The following is a 16253-nucleotide window of genomic DNA, read 5'->3' on the forward strand; positions in this document are numbered from 1 at the left end:
GGCGTATCATCCGGTTACCGGGATAAATCCGGGCGTGAATTTGGTGGCCGCCACGCGCCACCCGGCGTGGGCGAACCAGTGCCGGCGTTCGATTCGCGGCTCGAAACCGGGCGTCGTCACTCGAGACCCGGCTGGCGTCCGTCAAATCCGATGGGGGATTTATACGACATCGCGTCGAGAGCCGCGATACACATGTCGACGCTTCCGACGTGGATCGACGACCGGATCGAATCGGAGCCAAGCCGCGGGCTCACCCAGCGCCGCGTCGCCGAAGCGATGCTGGCGGCGGATCGCCCGTTCTTTCTCGGCGTCCCAACTCGGTGCGCGGATCGGCCCGGACGCCACCGAGGAGCAGGTCCGAAATCGCCTCGAGGAACTCCGCGAGCGCGACGTCGTCGCCGTCGAGACGTATCCGACGTCGACGGCCCTCTACTATATCGATCATCCGGGCGGAGCCGGCGCAGGCCACTCGGAGGAAACGCGGGCACGATCACCGGCGAACCCGCTCGATCGGCTCTCGGCGAGGGACTTCCTGTTGCTTCGAGAGCCGGACGGGATCGGGACGCTCGTCCTCGCGGGGTACCAGCTCGCCCTGGTGTTGTTCACGCTCGGGATCGCCCTGGCGGCTGTCGGGCTCGAGGCCCCGGTCGACAGCAGCCACGGGCTCTGGACGGCCGCGCTGAACCTGTTCCTGATCTGTATCGGGATTCGACTCGCCGAACGAACCGCACGACGGATCCGCTCGCGGCGCGACCGCTCCTGAGACGGTCTGTTGTCGGTCAGTGACGGTGCGACCGCGACTGTCGTGCGGTTCCACCGGGACATCGGTACCACGGACCGTATGATTCGAGCCCCTACCGGTCGAACGGGTGACTCCTGGGTGAGCCGGCTGATTCCGCGTTTCAACCGATAACTGAGTCGTTTTGTGGGCGCGAATCCGCGTTTGGTGCCCGCCAAATCCGGGCAGGGGTTTACTGTTTCGCCAACCGATGGCTGAATCAACGATGACGACCCTCCCGATGTGGATCGACGACCGAATCGATCCCGCGTTCGACAAGAAACTCACGCAGCGACACGTCGTCGAGGTGATGCTCGAGTCCGACCGGCCGTTCTTTTCGATCCAACAGCTCCGGTCCCGGGTCAGCCCGACGGTCAGCAAGGAGACCGTGCGGAACCGACTCAACGAACTCCGCGAGATCGACGTCGTCGCCGCCGAAACGTATCCGGAGACGATCACCCTGTACTACATCAACCACCCCGAATCGAACTGGCCGCTCTCGCCGGCGGGCCAGCAGGCACTCGCCGTCGACTCGCCGCTCGAGACACTGTCGCTGGCGGACTTCCTCCGACTCCGAAATCCAGCCGGAATCAGAACGCTGGTGTTGGCAGGCTTTCAGCTCAGCCTGTTGTTGTTCTGTGTCGGCGTCGGCATGGCCGTGCTGACGATCGAGGCACCCGTCGAGGCGAGTCACGGACTGTGGGTGGCCGCTGGCAACCTCTTCGTCGTCTGTCTGGTCCTCCTCGGTGCCGAGCGCCTCGTTCGCAAAGTCCGCGATGACGGCCTCACCCGTGCCGTTGCGACGGCCGATCGTTCCGGTCAGCAGTAACGTACCCGTCTCAGACACCACTCACCAACGAGATCCATGTCAACGAACCCATCACCGACCGAATCGTCGTCGACCGAGCCCGGACCGTCGATCCTCGCGGAGCGGACGCTCCTGGGGATTTTCGTCCATTTCATCGCAATGCTGCCGTTCGTCGGACTGATCGCCACCGTCGTCATTTACGTGGTATCGAACCACGAGTTCACGCGAGCCAACGCTCGGAACGCGCTCGACTGGCACCTGTTCGTCAGCGGATCGTTCCTCGCGACGTTCGTCCTCCTGTTCGGACTGGATGCGCTGTTCGAGTACGTTCGGCCGCCGGAGATAGTCGAAACAGCCGTCTTCCTTCCCGTCTTCGCGCTGGCGTTCTTCGCGATTTTGCTCGGGTTCCTCAGCGTCTTCCTCTGGATCGTCGCGATGGCGAAAGCCATCTTCGGCGAGGCGTGGCGCTACCCGTTCGCCCCGAAACTCGTGTAATAGGGCCGGCAGTGCTTGGCCCGGGACGGCTCAGCCCAGATACGCGGTCGCGTCCAGTTCGACGCGAACGTCGTCGGGGAGCCGTGAAACTTCGACGCAGACGCGTGCCGGCGGTTCCGCGCCGAATCGTGCGCCGTAGGCCTCGTTGACTCGCTCGTAGTCCTCGAGGTCGGTCAGGTAGACGGTGATTTTGACGACGTCCGCGAGCCCGTCACCGCCGGCGTCCGCGACGACGGCGGCGATGTTGTCGAGCACCTGGTCCGTCTGGGCTTCGACGTCGCCGTCGACGGGCTCACCCGTGTCGGGATCGACCGGGCCGTAGCCGGAGACGTAGAGCGTGTCGCCGGCGCGAACCCCCTGCGAGTAGGGGTTGTCGTTGCTCGGTGCGTCGTCGGTTTCGACGGCGTGAGTATCGGCCATAGCGGTCCGGCTCAGGCGGCCCGGTTCGCTTCGGCGGTCACTTCTTCGATCGCCTCGACGACGATGTCGAGTGCCGTTTCGGCCAACTCGTGGGTGAGCACGAGCGGCGGCAGGAATCGAAGCACGTTGCCGTGGCGACCGGCCGTCCAGATCAGGACGCCGCGTTCGAAGCAGTACTGCTGGATCGCGTCGACGATATCGCCGTCGGGCTTGCCGTCGCTATCGACGAACTCCGCGCCGATGAACAGGCCTTTGCCGCGGATGTCGGCGAGGTGGTCGTTGCCCGCGCCGGCCTCGCGGAGCCGACCCTGAATGTACTCGCCGAGGTCGCGGGCGTGTGCGAGCAGATCGTGGTCCTGAATGTACTCGATGGCGCGGGTGCCAGCGCGCATGCCGACGACGTGGCCGCGGTAGGTCCCGGCGTGGTCGCCCGAACCCCACGTGTCCAGATCCTCGTGATACATCGTCGCCGAGAGTGGGAAGCCGACGCCGCCCAGCGCTTTCGCGGAGGTCATCGCGTCGGGGGTGACACCGTCCCAGTCGCTGGCCCACCACTGCCCCGTCCGACCGAGCCCGCTCTGGATCTCGTCGAAAACGAGGGTGACGTCGTTGTCGTCGGCGATGTCTCGCAGTCCCTGGAGGAAGCCCTCCGGCGGCGTGACGATGCCGCCCTCGCCCTGGATCGGTTCGACGATGATCCCCGCGGGGTTCGCGAGGCCTCCGTAGGGGTCCTCGACGATCGCCTGAACCTCCTCGAGGGCGTGATCGACCGCTTCCTGCGGTGCCTTCTCCTGCCGGAACGGGTGCGGATAGGGCGCGTGGACGACGTCGGCGAGCAGAGGCGTGTAGTCCCCCTTGAACTTCTTGTTCGAGGTGACGCTCATCGCGCCGGTCGTCGCGCCGTGGTAGGCACCGCGGAAGGCGATGAGGCCGTCGCCGCCGGTGTTGTACTTGGAGAGTTTGATCGACGCTTCGACGGCGTCGCTGCCGGTCGGGCCGCCGAAGACGACCTTGTTCTGACCCTGGAGCCCGTCGGGTGCGATCTCGTCGAGTTTCTCGATCAGCTCGAGGCGCGCCTCGGTCGGGAAGTCGACCGTGTGGACGAACTTGTCCGCCTGCTCGTGGACCGCCTCGAGCACGTAGGGGTTCGAGTGCCCGACGTTGAGCACGCCGATCCCCGCGAAGAGGTCGATGTAGGTGTTGCCGTCCGCGTCCCGGACCGTCGCACCCTTCCCCTCCTCGAAGGCGATCGGGATGTCTTCGGGATAGGCGACTGCGCTGCTGTCGATCTCGCGTTGTTTCTCGAGCAAGGCCCGCGTGTTCGGGCCGGGAACGGAATCGACGGTCGGTGCGTCCTCGAAGTGGAGTTCGTCTATCGGCGGTCCTGCCGTCATACGTATGGCCAGGTGGAACGATTATAAATAACTTGTCCACAATATCTATGCAGGTAGTATACAGTTATTGAATATCTGTGTCGTGACGAGCGAACCTCGTCGCTTCCTCGAGACGGCGAACGGAAGCGGAGGGGAGCCATCGATTACGTCACGGGGATCGTTTCGGACGGTGTTTCGTCTTCGGAGCATCATTCGGACAGTTGAAGCCGGATATTATCCACGATCGTCAATATTCTATCAGGAAAAACGGATCCAACGATACAATCCGGGGGTTTATCATCGTCACCTTCACAACTCCGAATCAATGAACGCTCGTCATCGTGCGTGCGGTTCCCCCGAGAGACCGGTATCGAACGCGATCAGCGGCTGGAGTCGGCGATCGAGACGGCGTAGCGTGTGTGTGAATCCGAGCAGTGACGCCCGCGACGAGACGGATTCGGATTCCGATGTCGACGGGAACGGCACCGCCAGGGGTGGCCCGATATGAGCGCCGACGAGGAACTCGCGAAAGACCTCGGCTTGCTGTCGGCGATCGCGATCGGTATCGGGACGATGATCGGTGCTGGTATTTTCGTACTTCCGGGGACTGCCGTCGCTCGAGCAGGGCCGCTCGCGGCGCTCACTTTCGTCATCGGCGGCGTCACTGCCCTGTTTACGGCGCTGTCGGCCTCGGAACTCGGAACGGCGATGCCCAAATCCGGCGGGGCGTACTTCTACATCAACCGCGCGCTCGGTCCGCTGTTCGGGTCGATCAGCGGCTGGGCGAACTGGCTCGGACTCGCCTTCGCGTCCGCGTTCTACATGTACGGGTTCGGTGAGTACGTCAACCAGCTCGTGGGCGCGCCGGCGCTGGCACTGGGGCCAGTGACGATTTCGGCGGCTCAGACGATCGGGCTCATCGGAGCGGCGCTGTTCATCGCGATCAACTACATGGGTGCCAAGGAGACCGGTGGGCTCCAGATCGGCATCGTGCTCACGCTGCTGGGTATCCTCGGGGTGTTCACGATCGTCGGCCTCCTGAACGCCGACCTCGAGTCGTTGCGACCGCTCGCGCCGGCGGGCACGACCGGTGAAGTGCTCCCGGTGACTGCGATCGTCTTCGTCTCCTATCTCGGGTTCGTCCAGATCACCTCCGTCGCCGAGGAAATCAAAAATCCCGGCCGGAACCTCCCGCTCGCGGTCATCGGGTCGGTCGTCATCGTCACGATCGTCTACGCCCTGTTCCTCCTCGTGTTGCTGGCGGCGGTTCCCAACGACCTCGTCGCGAACAACGACACGGCCGTCGTCGAGGCGGCCGAGTTGCTGTTCGGACAGTACAGTCTCTTCGGCTTCAGTCTGGGCGTACTCGGCTGGGGATTACTGTTACTCGGCGGGCTGCTGGCGACGGCCTCGAGCGCGAACGCGTCGATCCTCTCCTCTTCGCGGATCAACTTCGCGATGGGGCGAGAGAAGATCATCTCGCCGTCGGTCAACGAGATCCACCCTCGCTTCGGGACCCCGTACAAATCCATCCTGATCACCGGCTCGCTCATCATCGCCTTCCTCCTGTTTGGCAACCTCGAGATCCTGTCGACGGCCGGCTCGGTGCTCCACCTGATCGTCTACGGCCTGTTGAACATCGCGCTGATCGTCATGCGGGAAGCCGAACCCGCCGAGTACGATCCCGACTTCGAGGTGCCGCTGTATCCGTTCGTTCCGATCGTCGGGACGATCTCGTCGTTCGCACTGATCGCGTACATCGAACCGTTCGTCATCCTCCTTTCGGCAGGGCTCGTCGTCTTCGCGGCCGTCTGGTACCTGCTCTATGCCCGCCAGCGCGTCGAGAGCGCCGGCGTCTTCGCCGGCTGGATCCTCGATCGATCCGAGGCGATGCCCGACGCTGCCGTGACCGCGGCCGACTCGGTCCGCCCCGACGCCGCCAGGACGGTCGATGCGAGCCCCGACGGCGGTGACTTCCGCGTGATGGTCCCGCTGTCGAACCCCCGCACCGAGAAGGAACTCATCACGCTCGCCGGTGCCATCGCGACCCAACGCGGCGGCACCGTCCACGCGGTCCACATCGTGCAGGTCCCCGACCAGACGCCACTCCAACGCGCCGAGCAAGCCGAACGGATCGACGCCGAGTCCGAGAAGCTACTCGAGCAAGCTCGAACCGACGCCGAGACGTTCGGCGCTCCCCTCGAGACGCACACGGTGCTCTCACACCGCTCCTTCGAGGAGGTGTTCGACGCCGCGCGGACCTTCGACGCCGATCAGGTCGTCATGGGCTGGGGGCCCGCCGCCCACGGACGCGCCGAGTCCCGGATCGACGAACTGACTCACGACCTTCCCTGTGACTTCCTGGTGTTGAAAGAGCGGGGCTTCGATCCGTCACGCATCCTGTTGCCGACTGCCGGCGGCCCGGACTCTGTGCTCGGCGCGGAGGTCGTCCGACTGCTCCGCGACGAGTTCGACTCCCGGGTCACGCTCTTGCATGCCCTCTCCGGGGACGAATCCCGCGACGAGGGCGAGCAGTTCCTCGAGAAGTGGGCCGTCGAGAACGGGCTGGCCGATGCGGAACTGCTCGTCGACGATCGCGACGTCGAGACCGCGATCGAGGACGCGGCCACGGACGCGACGCTCGTCGTGATCGGTGCGACCGAGGAAGGGCTGCTCTCGCGGCTCGTCCGAGGATCGCTGGTGCTGGACGTCCTCGACGACATCGAGTGTTCGGTGTTGCTCGCCGAGACGGCCCGCAAGCGGACCCTGCGCGAGCGGCTCCTGGGTCTCAAAGAGGAATAACCCAGCCGTTCGGCCCGGATGTGGTGGTCCGCACCCTCCCGGTATCGGTCGCTTCCGACGGCGGAGGCCGCCGATCCCGAGGCCAGTCGCTCATTGGCCGAGCGTCGACTCGAGCGTCAGCGCTCGATCGGCGAGGGCGTCCGGATCGGGGGCGAGGAGTTTCACGAGCGCTTCTTTGCCGACCTCGCCGCGATCGATGACGGCGACCGGTGGCTCCTCGCGGTCCGCGAAGGCCTGCCGGGCCCCCCAGCCCATCGTACTCCCCTCCGTGTTCCTGATCTCCCTCGGCTGAGCGCCCCGGTCGTACTCGGCGACGGGCCACTCGAGGTCCTCGAGGGCGACTTCCACGTCCGCGTCGAAACGGCAGTTGAGCGCGAACCGGACCTCGGGGACGAACTCCCGGGCCGCGAGGAGGAAGCGGGCGACGTGACTCGAGGCACCGAACCGAACGCCGCGGTTGGGCTTGATTCCCGAGAGCGTGCGCGTGATCCGGCCTTCGACGGCCGCGGTCTCGGCGACGGATTCGGCGTAGGGCGTCGCGCCAACGACGTTCATCCCGACCTCGGGAATCAGCGACGAGACGTCGGCGTCGACGAGCCGGTCGACGAGTGCGTACACGTCCTCGGCGGTGGGCTCCCGTGCGGCCTGATTTCGCAGCGGTGCCATGTGGTTGACCGCACCGTCGCCCTCACCGACATCGTAGGGGTACCGCACCGCGCGGGCGAGGAAGGCCGTCGCGCCCTCGACGGCGGGCTCGAGGGAGTCCCCGCTCGCGAGTCGCGCCGCGATCGCGGCGGCGAGCGCACAGCCCGAGCCGTGGGTCGCGTCGGTGTCGACGCGGGGGTGTTCGAACGTCCGGCCACTGCCGTCGGTGACGAGGACGTCCCGAACCCGTTCCCCGGGGACGTGGCCCCCCTTGACGAGGACCGCGTCGACGCCGGTCTCGAGGATCGCCTTCCCGGCCTCGCGGGCGCTCTCCTCGTCGGTCACGGCGATGTCGGTCAGGACTTCGGCCTCGTCGGCGTTGGGCGTCGCCAGCGTCGCCTCGCCGAGCAGGTCCTCGTAGGCGCGTTCGGCGTCGGCCTCGAGGAGCCGATCGCCCGACGTCGCGACCATTACGGGATCGACGACCAGCGGGAAGTCGAACGAGCGGGCGTGGTCCACGACGGTTTCGACGACCGCCGTCGTCGCGAGCATGCCGGTCTTGGCCGCCCCGACGGCGAAATCGTCGGTGACGGCCTCGAGTTGCGCCTCGAGTTCCTCGATCGGCAGGACGTGCGAGGACTCGACGCCGCGCGTGTTCTGGGCGGTGACGGCGGTGATCGCCGAGGTCCCGAAGACGCCGTGGGCCGCCATCGTCGCGAGGTCGGCCTGGATCCCCGCGCCGCCGCCGGAGTCGCTACCCGCGATCGTCAGCGCGACCGGCCTGCTATCGGGTGCTGGTGTTCTCATGAGGGATCGTATTCCCGGATTATACTAAGCGGTGATGGTCAGCGACGGTGAGAATCGTCCGATTCCAACTGCGGCGGCGCGTGCGGGGTCGCGACGAGCCCTGCGAGGCGCGACTCGAATCCACGCGAGGGATGAGCGAACGCCGTCAGGCGTGAGCGAATCGGCTGGGGAGGACGTGGGACTCATTGTAGCCACGTCAGCAGGAGTGCCACGTCGGACTCCCCTCTGCTGCTCGTACTGGCATCACGGAGGGCCACACCCTCCCCAACCGATTCGCTCGTTCACGTCGCTCACTCGCTCATCCCTCGCGTGGGTTCGTGCCGCAGTTCGTTTATCACTCACTGCGGCTCCGCACGCGCCACTGCATCTGTGCCGAGCGTTCGATCGCACACTGTGCCGAGCGTTCGATCGCACACTGCCCGCCGTTCGGTGCGTCTCGAGCGACCCACAGGAGCGGCTACGAATCGGTCCCGTCGGCCGCCCCGGCCGCGAGGTCGGCGTACGCCTCCCACGACGGATCGACGCGCGGATGCTCGAGGCGGTCCCCGTCGACCAGCACGTCGCTCCCCTCCTCCCCAGAGGTTTCGACGCGACCGATTTCGGCGACCGGCGTGTCTCGGTCCTCGAGTGCCCCGCGGACGTCGTCGACGCCGTTGGGGTCGACCGCGATCACGAGCGACCCGCAACTGGTCGCCGCCCAGGGGTCGAACTCGAGTGCGTCACAGACCTCGCGGACACCGGGGCGCATGGGGACGGCGTCGCCGTCGATTGCGAATCGGACGCCCGCACCGTCGGCCATCTCGTTGAGCGCGCCGGCGAGGCCGCCTTCGGTCACGTCGTGCATCGCCCGCACCGGCCCTGCGGCGGCCGCCGTGAGGGCGTCGCGGACGGCAAAGACCTCCTCGAGGCGGTCCTGGGCGGCCGCGATCACGTCGTCGGGCAACTCGAGGGAGTCGCCATAGAGGGTGCTCAGGAGGCCGACGGATTCGACGGCGGGGCCGTTCGTCAGGAGGAGCCGATCGCCCGGCCGGGCACCGTCGGGGCGAACGAGCTCGTCGTGGTCGCCGACGCCCATCGCGGTGGCGGCACCGACCCACGGATGCGAGGGATCGGCGTAGCGGGCGGTGTGGCCCGTCACGACGGCGACCCCCAGATCGGCACACTCCGCGTGGATCGTCTCCCAGACGGTCGCGAACTCCTCGTCGGTCATCCCCTCGGGAAGCGTAAAACAGATCGAAAGATGCGAGGGGGCGACGCCGCTGACGGCCACGTCCGCGAGCACGAGATCGAGGGCGAACCGTGCGGCTCGCTCGAGGCCCAGCGCCGGCAGGATCGACAGCGGATCGGTGGCGGTAACCAGTGCCTGGCCGCCGATATCGATGACGCCGAAGTCGACGCCGTGGGTCGGGCCGACGGCGACGTCGTCGCGGTCGGCACCCAGGTTCGGTGCGATGTGACGGTCGAAAAACGCCCGATCGATTTTTCCGAGGTCGCTCACGGGTACTCGATCCCGTCCGGTCACCTTATCCGTGCTGATTCGTCGATGGGATCGCGATCGACGGCGTCCACCGCCGATGCGATCGTCCCCGGACGGACGACTGCAACGACAGTGTCGTCTCGTCACAGTCGACCGACTCGAGAGCGGGACACTGTCGATCGATCGCCCCCTACCCAACAATGTAGGGAAAGCAATTAAACAGGAATAATTATAATAGAGGTTTTCAGTCATGAGTTCTGATTCGGACCGAATAGGGATCGCCGGGGGAACGGAAAAAAGAGGGGTCATATGCACGGAATAATTCTGAAGACGCTGCAGGCGTTCGTCGTGGATACCTACGGCGAGGACGCCTGGCTCGCGATTCAGGATCGGGCGGACATCGAGGAGAAAGTCTACGTTCCCGTCACCGTCTATCCGGACCGCGACGTCTACGAGATCGCGCGGACGGCCGGCGAGCTCACGGATCAGAGCCCGCGGACGATTCTGACCCAGTACGGCACGTGGGTCGTCCCCGCACTGCTCGAGACCTACGACCTCCACATCGACGACGAGTGGGAGGGGTTAGAGCTCATCGCGAACATCCAGCAGTTCCACACGTCCCTGCGGACGCGGGATATGACGACGTTGACGACGCCGCGAATTCGCTCGGAGCGAATCGACGACGATCGGGTCCGGATCACCTACGACTCGGATCGAAAGCTCTGTGATGTCGCTCGCGGTGCGATTCAGGGCGTCGCCGAGCGGTTCGACGAGGAACTGATCGCGGAGGAGCGAACGTGTATGCACGAGGGCGACGACGCGTGCCAGTTCGATATTCGACGAGCCGCGACTCCCGGAGCCACGCCCGTGGCGGAGTCGGAATCGGACGCGAACGCCGCCGACGAGACGGGATCCGCGTTCGAATTCGACTCCCGATCGGCGACCGATGCCTCCAGTGGGGAAACGAATGACTGAGTCCGCAAGCGCAGCCGGGGGCTCGTCGCTCCCGTCCGCGATCCAGTCGGGGAGTCCGGTCGGGTTCGGCTTCGTGATCGCGGTCGTCGGACTGATCGTCGTGGCCGCCGCCGCCGCCGCTCTCGGGGAGCTAACCCCGACGGTTCTGGGCATCGGTGCCGGCGGCGTCGTCGCGGCCACCGTGGTCGGGACGTCGATCGCTGCAGTCTCGGACGTTCGCGCTGCACCGCGCCAGCGCGAGGAACTCCGCGAGGGGATCGCCGACGTGGCCGAGCGGACGGCCCGTCTCGAGGACGGAGCGTACGACGTCTCCTTCGCGACCGACCGTGAGGACGAGCTGGGCCGACTCGAGGGCTCACTCGCGGGGATCCGGAACCAGCTCGCGGCGAGCGAGCAAACGGATCGGTCGCTGGACGAACTCGAGAGCACCGTCTCGGCACACGCCGAGACGACGCGGGCGGTCGCAGCGGGCGATCTCACGCGTCGATTCGATCAGCACGGGACCCACGACGCGTTCGACGAGTTGGCCAGCAATTCCAACGCGATGCTCGCGGAGTTCGAGGACACCTTCGGGACGCTGAAGTCGTTCTCCGGCGAGGTCGTCACCTACAGTCGCGAACTCAAAACGAGTATGGAGACGGTTCAGGCGGAAGGCGAGCGCACGAGCGAGGCGCTCACCGAGGTCGTCAGGGACAACAGGGAGCAAAACGACCAACTTCGGAGCGTCGCGACCGAGATGGAGTCGTTCTCGACGACGATCGAGGAGATCGCCGCGACGGCCTCGGAAGTCGCGGACACCGCGGATCAGACCGCCAGAGCCGGGCAGGACGGGAGCAGTGCCGCCAGCGACGCGATCGAGGGTATGGACGTGATCGATAGGGAGAGCGAACGAACGCTCGAGGAGATCGAGGCGCTCGAGGCCGAGGCCGAACGGATCGACGAACTCGTCGATTCGATCAGCGACATCGCCGAGCAGACGAACATGCTGGCGCTCAACGCCAACATCGAGGCGACCCGATCGGACGAGGGCGGCGGCCAAGGCTTTGGCGCGGTCGCCGACGAGATCCAGAACCTCTCCGAGGAGGTCTACGACTCGGTCCAGGCCGTCGAGGAGCGCCTCGAGGGGCTCAAACAACGGGCGATGTCGGCGGCCGACGAGGTCCGAACGAGCCGCGACCGAATCAAAGGGAGCGTCGCCGACGTCGAGGAGGCGGCGAACGCGCTCGAGCGGATCGCGACCCTCGCCGAGCGGACGAACGACGGCGTCCAGGAGATCTCCGCGGCGACCGAAGAGCAGGCCTCGGCGACCGAGGAGGTCGTCGTTCTGGTCGAATCCGCCGCCGAAACGAGCGACAAGACGGCCGAGACCTCCGCGAGAGCGGCCCGCCGAGCCTCGGCACAGGCCGATGCGCTCTCCCACGTTGCCCGCAGCGCCACCGTGCTCACCGAGCAGGCCAGCGAGTTGAACGCCCAGCTCGAGCGCTACGTCACGGAGAGCGGCTACGACCTCCCCGAAGCGCGGACGGCCGATGACGTGGATCCGGAGGCAGTGTCGACCACCGATTCGGTGCCGGAGACGATCGGAGACGGCGGGAGCGGATCCCGATAGCAGCGTCGCCCGGTCGCTCGAAACCGGGTGGCCGCTTTCGGAGCGAACGAGCAGTTTTACGGCCGCGTCGTTCGTGGCCCCCTGCATGCAGGGAACTGGTGTCCCGATCGTCACGCCGTTCGATTCGTCCGGCCGCGTCGATTACGCGCGGCTTCGAAGCCTCGTCGACTGGCTCGAGGAAGCCGGCGTCGATTTCCTCGTCCCCTGTGGATCGTCGGGCGAGGCACCGCTGTTGACGGCCGACGAACGGGTCGAGATCGTCGACACCGTCGCGGAGGCCACCTCGCTGTCGGTGCTCGCGGGAACCGGATGGGAGGGGTACGAGCCGACGCTCGAGACGACCGAGCGCGCCGCAGCGGCGGGTGCAGAGGCGGCACTGGTCGTAACTCCCTCCTACTACGGCTCCGACGACGCGGCGCTTGCCGCCTACTACCGATCCCTCGCCGACGAGTCACCGATTCCGATCTACCTGTATAGCGTTCCGAAGTTCACCGATCACGCCCTCTCGCCACGGACCGTCGCGTCCCTCGCCACCCACGAGAACGTCGCGGGGATCAAAGACTCGAGCGGGAGCCTCGAATCCGTCCAGCGGCTCGTCCGTCTCACCGCCGACGAGTCCTTCGCGGTGCTCGTCGGCAGCGGGAGCATCTACGCGGCCGGCCTCGATGCGGGTGCCGACGGCGGTGTACTGGCGCTGGCGAACGTCGTCCCCGGACGGGCGAGCGGGATCTATCGTCGCCACGAGGACGGTCGATCCGAGCGGGCACGATCACGGAACGCCGACCTCGTCGAACTCAACCACGCCGTCACGACCCAATACGGCGTGCCGGGGCTCAAAGCCGCCCTCTCGTTGCGGGACCAGCCGGCGGGCTCGCTTCGGCGACCGCTTGAGCCCCTCGCGGGGACGGCTCGCGATGAACTCGATTCGGTACTCGCGGACGCCCTCGAAGCGACGGACTCGACGAACCCGGATTCGTCGACGTAACCGAAATCACACGTCGGACACCGGGGAACGAAACTCGGAGTGGTTACTGCCAAGAGTCAAGATGTCGGCACCCATAGCGGGGATAGATGGCGTACTCGCTCCGAGTGGGGACGGAATTCGACCTCGAGTTCTCCGTCAGCGAACTCACCGGCGCGCTAGGTGATTCGGTTACTGTCTTGCCGCTGGTGGTTGCACTCGGTGCGACGACGAGCGTCTCGCTTCCCCACGTCCTGCTTGGTTTTGGCGTCTTCCAGATCGTCTGGGGGCTCTACTACGGCATGCCCCTCTCCGTCGAGCCGATGAAGGCACTGATCGGCCTCGCGATCGTCGGGACGCTTTCCTACGCCGAACTCGCCGCGGCCGGGATACTCGCCGGCGGCGTCTTGCTCGCCGTCGGCCACCTCGGGCTCGTCGGTCGCCTTCAGCGGGTGGTCGGCGAACCCGTTATTCGCGGCGTCCAACTCGCCGTGGCGCTGCTCTTGCTCGAGGCGGCCGTCGATCTCTCGCTTGGAAACCCTTCCGTAGCGGTGGCCGGTCTGGTCGTCGTCGGGCTCCTGGCGCTGGTCGGCTACTGCCAGGCGAGCGTCCTGGTCGTGCTCGGAGTCGGCGGGATCGCTGCCGTCGTGACGGCCGGGATCCCCTCGCCGGCGGTCCCCCAGCTCACCCTCTTTCCCGCCGGTATGCCGTCGGTTACCGCGGCCGCACTCGAGGGGACCGTCGCCCAGCTCGGGATGACCGTCGGGAACGCGGCGATCGCGACCGCACTGCTCTGTGGCGAACTCTACGACCGAGATATCTCCGCGGACGAACTCTCGAGGAGTATGGGCGTCACCTGTCTCGCGGCGGTCCCCCTCGGCGGCGTGCCGATGTGTCACGGCAGCGGCGGCCTCGCCGGCAAGTACGCCTTCGGCGCGCGAACCGGCGGCGCGAACGTCCTGCTCGGGGTGGGCTATCTCGCGCTCGCGTTGGTCGCCGCCGGAGCCGTCCTCGCCGCCTTCCCGATGGCGATCCTCGGCGTCTTGCTCGTCGTCGTCGCACTCGAACTCGGGCGCGCGGCGTTCGCGCCCGTCAGCGACGGTCGCTCCCTCGCGCTCGTCGCGGGCGTCGGGATCGTCGGCCTCGTGGGCAACGTCGGCGTCGCGTTCGTCCTCGGCACCGTCGCGTTCTGGTCGCTCTCACGGCGGCCGTGAGGCAGGCTCGAGCCGGACGACCTTTGATGCCGTGGCTCCAACGGCCACCGATGAGTGCGAGCTGGGAATCCCTGTTCGACCGGGCGGCGGCGTACGACGGCGATCTCGAGCGCATTCGGACCGAACTCGAGGCGATCCGGGAGGGCGACGATGACTGAGGACGAGCGACCGAATCCCGCTCGCGTCGTCGCGGACGCCGACGTCCTCGCGGCGGATCTCCTCGTCGGCGGCGAGGCACGCGAGGCGCTCGATCACGTGCGCGAGCATTCCTGGATCGACCTGATCGCCAGCGACCCGCTGCTCGAGGAGACCGAGCGACTCGTCGCGGCCCTCGCCGATCCAGCGCTCGCCGCCGCCCACCGCGAGCGACTCGCGGCCGAGCGCGTCGCGGTCGACCAGCCCGAGGGCGACCATCCGGCGCTGGCCTCTGCCTACCAGGGCGAGGCGGCCCACCTGCTCTCCTACGACGAACGGCTTCGGTCGGCGAAAGCCGGATTGACGCTTCAGCCCCGCGTCGCCGTCAGCATCCGTCCGCCCGACGCGTTCGCCCGGCTGTTCGATCCCGCGAGCCTGTACGAGGCCGTCGAGGGCGGCGAGTATCCGGGACCGGATCGGGATCCGCGAGCCTGACCGATCGAGATCGCCCCGCAAGCGCACCTGACGGGACTCGATCCGTAGTTCCTGGACACCTGCCGACAGTCTTATTTGGCGGGAACACTGATCCGGTACGGGTTATGAACGATCTCCGTACCGGGTTGAGTTACGGCGACGTACTCCTCGTCCCGAAACGCTCGCCGGTCGATAGCCGCAGTACCGTTGATCTCTCGACGATGCTCACGCCGAGTATCGAGTTGGAGCGGCCGCTCGTCTCCGCCGCGATGGACACCGTCACGGAGGCCGAGCTGGCGATCGAACTCGCACGCGCCGGGGGCGTCGGTATCCTCCATCGGTTCCTCACGCCGGCGGAACAGGCCACACAGGTCGAACGGGTCGCCGCCGCCGGCGAACAGGTCGGCGCTGCCGTCGGGATCAACGAGGACTACGTCGCTCGCAGCGACGCCCTGGTCACGGCGGGCGTCGACGCGCTCGTTGTCGACGTCGCCCACGGTCACCTCGAGCGAACGCTCGAGGCCGTCGAGGTTCTCCGGGAGGAGTTTCCGGAGACCGATCTCGTCGCCGGCAATGTCGCGACGCCGGCGGGCGTCGAGGACCTGGCCGCGGCCGGAGCCGACTGCGTGAAGGTCGGTATCGGCCCCGGCTCCCACTGTACGACCCGGAAGGTCGCCGGTGCCGGCGTTCCACAGCTGACCGCCGTCGACGACTGTGCGACGGCGGCCGAGGAGTTGGACGTGACGATCTGTGCCGACGGCGGGATTCGAACGTCGGGCGATGCGGTGAAGGCGCTGATGGCAGGTGCCGACACCGTAATGTTGGGAAGCCTCTTTGCCGGGACCGAGGAGGCACCGGGTGCGGTGGTCGAGGTCGACGGGACGCGGTACAAGCGTTCGCGGGGAATGGCGACCACGACGGCCGCCGAAAAACGCGACGACAAGGACGCCGACGTCCGCGCCGACGAAGGCGTCGAGGCGCTGACGCCGTACAAGGGACCGGTCGCCGACGTCGTCGACGAGTTCTGTGCCGGTATCCAGTCGGGGCTCTCCTACTGTGGCGGCCACACGATAGCTGACGCCCGCGAACGGGCCGAGTTCATCCGCGTGGCACCGAGTGCGAAAGAACGCGAGGGATACCACGCCGATCAGGACTGGGAGGGCGTCAGCGTGGATAGCACGGCGACGATAGACGCCGACTCGGGGACGGTCGGGGACGACGACACCGCAAACTCCGCCGCCGAGAGCGGCGACTGACGGTCGGCGATCCGCCACCAGTTA

14 protein-coding genes are annotated in these 16253 nt (G+C 66.9%); 10 read left to right on the top strand and 4 right to left on the bottom strand.

From position 1 onward, the window contains the following. Positions 1-43 precede the first annotated feature (43 nt). The 3 genes from J0X27_RS13570 (at position 44) to J0X27_RS13580 (ending at position 2081) form a co-directional block, all read left to right on the top strand. Complete coding sequence (locus tag J0X27_RS13570; RefSeq protein WP_338088545.1) at positions 44-763, top strand: hypothetical protein; 720 nt, start codon at positions 44-46, stop codon at positions 761-763. A 241-nt stretch (positions 764-1004) separates the two neighbouring features. After that, positions 1005-1607 (top strand): helix-turn-helix domain-containing protein, encoded by a 603-nt coding sequence (locus J0X27_RS13575; RefSeq protein ID WP_207272088.1) that lies wholly within the window; start codon positions 1005-1007, stop codon positions 1605-1607. A gap of 36 nt (positions 1608-1643) precedes the next feature. Further along, positions 1644-2081 (top strand): magnetosome magnetite crystal formation protein family, encoded by a 438-nt coding sequence (locus J0X27_RS13580; protein ID WP_207269707.1) that lies wholly within the window; start codon positions 1644-1646, stop codon positions 2079-2081. 30 nt (positions 2082-2111) lie between these two features. On the opposite strand, the gene J0X27_RS13585 is transcribed toward J0X27_RS13580, so the two are convergent. Both J0X27_RS13585 and J0X27_RS13590 read right to left on the bottom strand, forming a co-directional pair. Further along, positions 2112-2501, bottom strand: a complete 390-nt coding sequence (locus J0X27_RS13585) for a Rid family detoxifying hydrolase (RefSeq protein ID WP_207269708.1) — start codon at positions 2499-2501, stop codon at positions 2112-2114. Between the two features lie 11 nt (positions 2502-2512). Beyond that, entirely contained in the window at positions 2513-3895 is a 1383-nt protein-coding gene (locus J0X27_RS13590; RefSeq protein ID WP_207269709.1) for an aspartate aminotransferase family protein, read from the bottom strand. A gap of 483 nt (positions 3896-4378) precedes the next feature. Here J0X27_RS13590 and J0X27_RS13595 point away from each other — a divergent pair, with 483 nt between their 5' ends. Then, positions 4379-6676 (top strand): amino acid permease, encoded by a 2298-nt coding sequence (locus tag J0X27_RS13595; protein WP_207269710.1) that lies wholly within the window; start codon positions 4379-4381, stop codon positions 6674-6676. Positions 6677-6766: 90 nt separating this feature from the next. On the opposite strand, the gene thiD is transcribed toward J0X27_RS13595, so the two are convergent. Both thiD and J0X27_RS13605 read right to left on the bottom strand, forming a co-directional pair. Then, entirely contained in the window at positions 6767-8128 is a 1362-nt protein-coding gene (gene thiD / locus J0X27_RS13600; RefSeq protein WP_207269711.1) for a bifunctional hydroxymethylpyrimidine kinase/phosphomethylpyrimidine kinase, read from the bottom strand. 457 nt (positions 8129-8585) lie between these two features. Continuing rightward, positions 8586-9626 carry an AIR synthase family protein gene (locus J0X27_RS13605; RefSeq protein WP_207269712.1) on the bottom strand — a complete coding sequence of 347 codons (1041 nt, stop codon included), beginning with the start codon at positions 9624-9626 and terminating at the stop codon, positions 8586-8588. Positions 9627-9914: 288 nt separating this feature from the next. On the opposite strand from J0X27_RS13605, the gene J0X27_RS13610 reads away from it, so the two are divergent. The 6 genes from J0X27_RS13610 to J0X27_RS13635 all read left to right on the top strand — a co-directional run bounded on the left by J0X27_RS13610 (position 9915) and on the right by J0X27_RS13635 (position 16229). Beyond that, positions 9915-10580, top strand: coding sequence for a heme NO-binding domain-containing protein (locus J0X27_RS13610; protein WP_207269713.1), 666 nt, complete (start codon positions 9915-9917; stop codon positions 10578-10580). Then, positions 10573-12189, top strand: a complete 1617-nt coding sequence (locus J0X27_RS13615; protein WP_207269714.1) for a methyl-accepting chemotaxis protein — start codon at positions 10573-10575, stop codon at positions 12187-12189. The genes J0X27_RS13610 and J0X27_RS13615 overlap by 8 nt, the downstream gene beginning before the upstream one ends. Positions 12190-12274: 85 nt before the next feature. Further along, entirely contained in the window at positions 12275-13174 is a 900-nt protein-coding gene (locus J0X27_RS13620) for a dihydrodipicolinate synthase family protein (RefSeq protein WP_207269715.1), read from the top strand. An 86-nt stretch (positions 13175-13260) separates the two neighbouring features. Further along, positions 13261-14364: a putative sulfate/molybdate transporter gene (locus tag J0X27_RS13625; protein WP_207269716.1), complete on the top strand. Its 1104-nt coding sequence runs from the start codon at positions 13261-13263 to the stop codon at positions 14362-14364. A 150-nt stretch (positions 14365-14514) separates the two neighbouring features. Then, positions 14515-14994 (top strand): DUF7384 family protein, encoded by a 480-nt coding sequence (locus J0X27_RS13630; RefSeq protein WP_207269717.1) that lies wholly within the window; start codon positions 14515-14517, stop codon positions 14992-14994. 104 nt (positions 14995-15098) lie between these two features. Beyond that, on the top strand, positions 15099-16229 hold the full coding sequence (locus J0X27_RS13635) for a guanosine monophosphate reductase (RefSeq protein WP_207269718.1): 1131 nt from the start codon (positions 15099-15101) through the stop codon (positions 16227-16229). Positions 16230-16253: the final 24 nt, after the last annotated feature.

It is taken from the genome of Natrinema longum, from assembly GCF_017352095.1.
In the GTDB taxonomy this organism is placed as follows: domain Archaea; phylum Halobacteriota; class Halobacteria; order Halobacteriales; family Natrialbaceae; genus Natrinema; species Natrinema longum.

Coding starts and splice junctions, on each gene's coding strand:
- J0X27_RS13620 (WP_207269715.1), top strand. CDS start 12,275: ATGCAGGGAACTGGTGTCCCGATCGTCACGCCGTTCGATTCGTCCGGC.
- J0X27_RS13610 (WP_207269713.1), top strand. CDS start 9,915: ATGCACGGAATAATTCTGAAGACGCTGCAGGCGTTCGTCGTGGATACC.
- thiD (WP_207269711.1), bottom strand. CDS start 8,128: ATGAGAACACCAGCACCCGATAGCAGGCCGGTCGCGCTGACGATCGCG.
- J0X27_RS13595 (WP_207269710.1), top strand. CDS start 4,379: ATGAGCGCCGACGAGGAACTCGCGAAAGACCTCGGCTTGCTGTCGGCG.
- J0X27_RS13580 (WP_207269707.1), top strand. CDS start 1,644: ATGTCAACGAACCCATCACCGACCGAATCGTCGTCGACCGAGCCCGGA.
- J0X27_RS13635 (WP_207269718.1), top strand. CDS start 15,099: ATGAACGATCTCCGTACCGGGTTGAGTTACGGCGACGTACTCCTCGTC.
- J0X27_RS13630 (WP_207269717.1), top strand. CDS start 14,515: ATGACTGAGGACGAGCGACCGAATCCCGCTCGCGTCGTCGCGGACGCC.
- J0X27_RS13615 (WP_207269714.1), top strand. CDS start 10,573: ATGACTGAGTCCGCAAGCGCAGCCGGGGGCTCGTCGCTCCCGTCCGCG.
- J0X27_RS13585 (WP_207269708.1), bottom strand. CDS start 2,501: ATGGCCGATACTCACGCCGTCGAAACCGACGACGCACCGAGCAACGAC.
- J0X27_RS13590 (WP_207269709.1), bottom strand. CDS start 3,895: ATGACGGCAGGACCGCCGATAGACGAACTCCACTTCGAGGACGCACCG.
- J0X27_RS13575 (WP_207272088.1), top strand. CDS start 1,005: ATGACGACCCTCCCGATGTGGATCGACGACCGAATCGATCCCGCGTTC.
- J0X27_RS13625 (WP_207269716.1), top strand. CDS start 13,261: ATGGCGTACTCGCTCCGAGTGGGGACGGAATTCGACCTCGAGTTCTCC.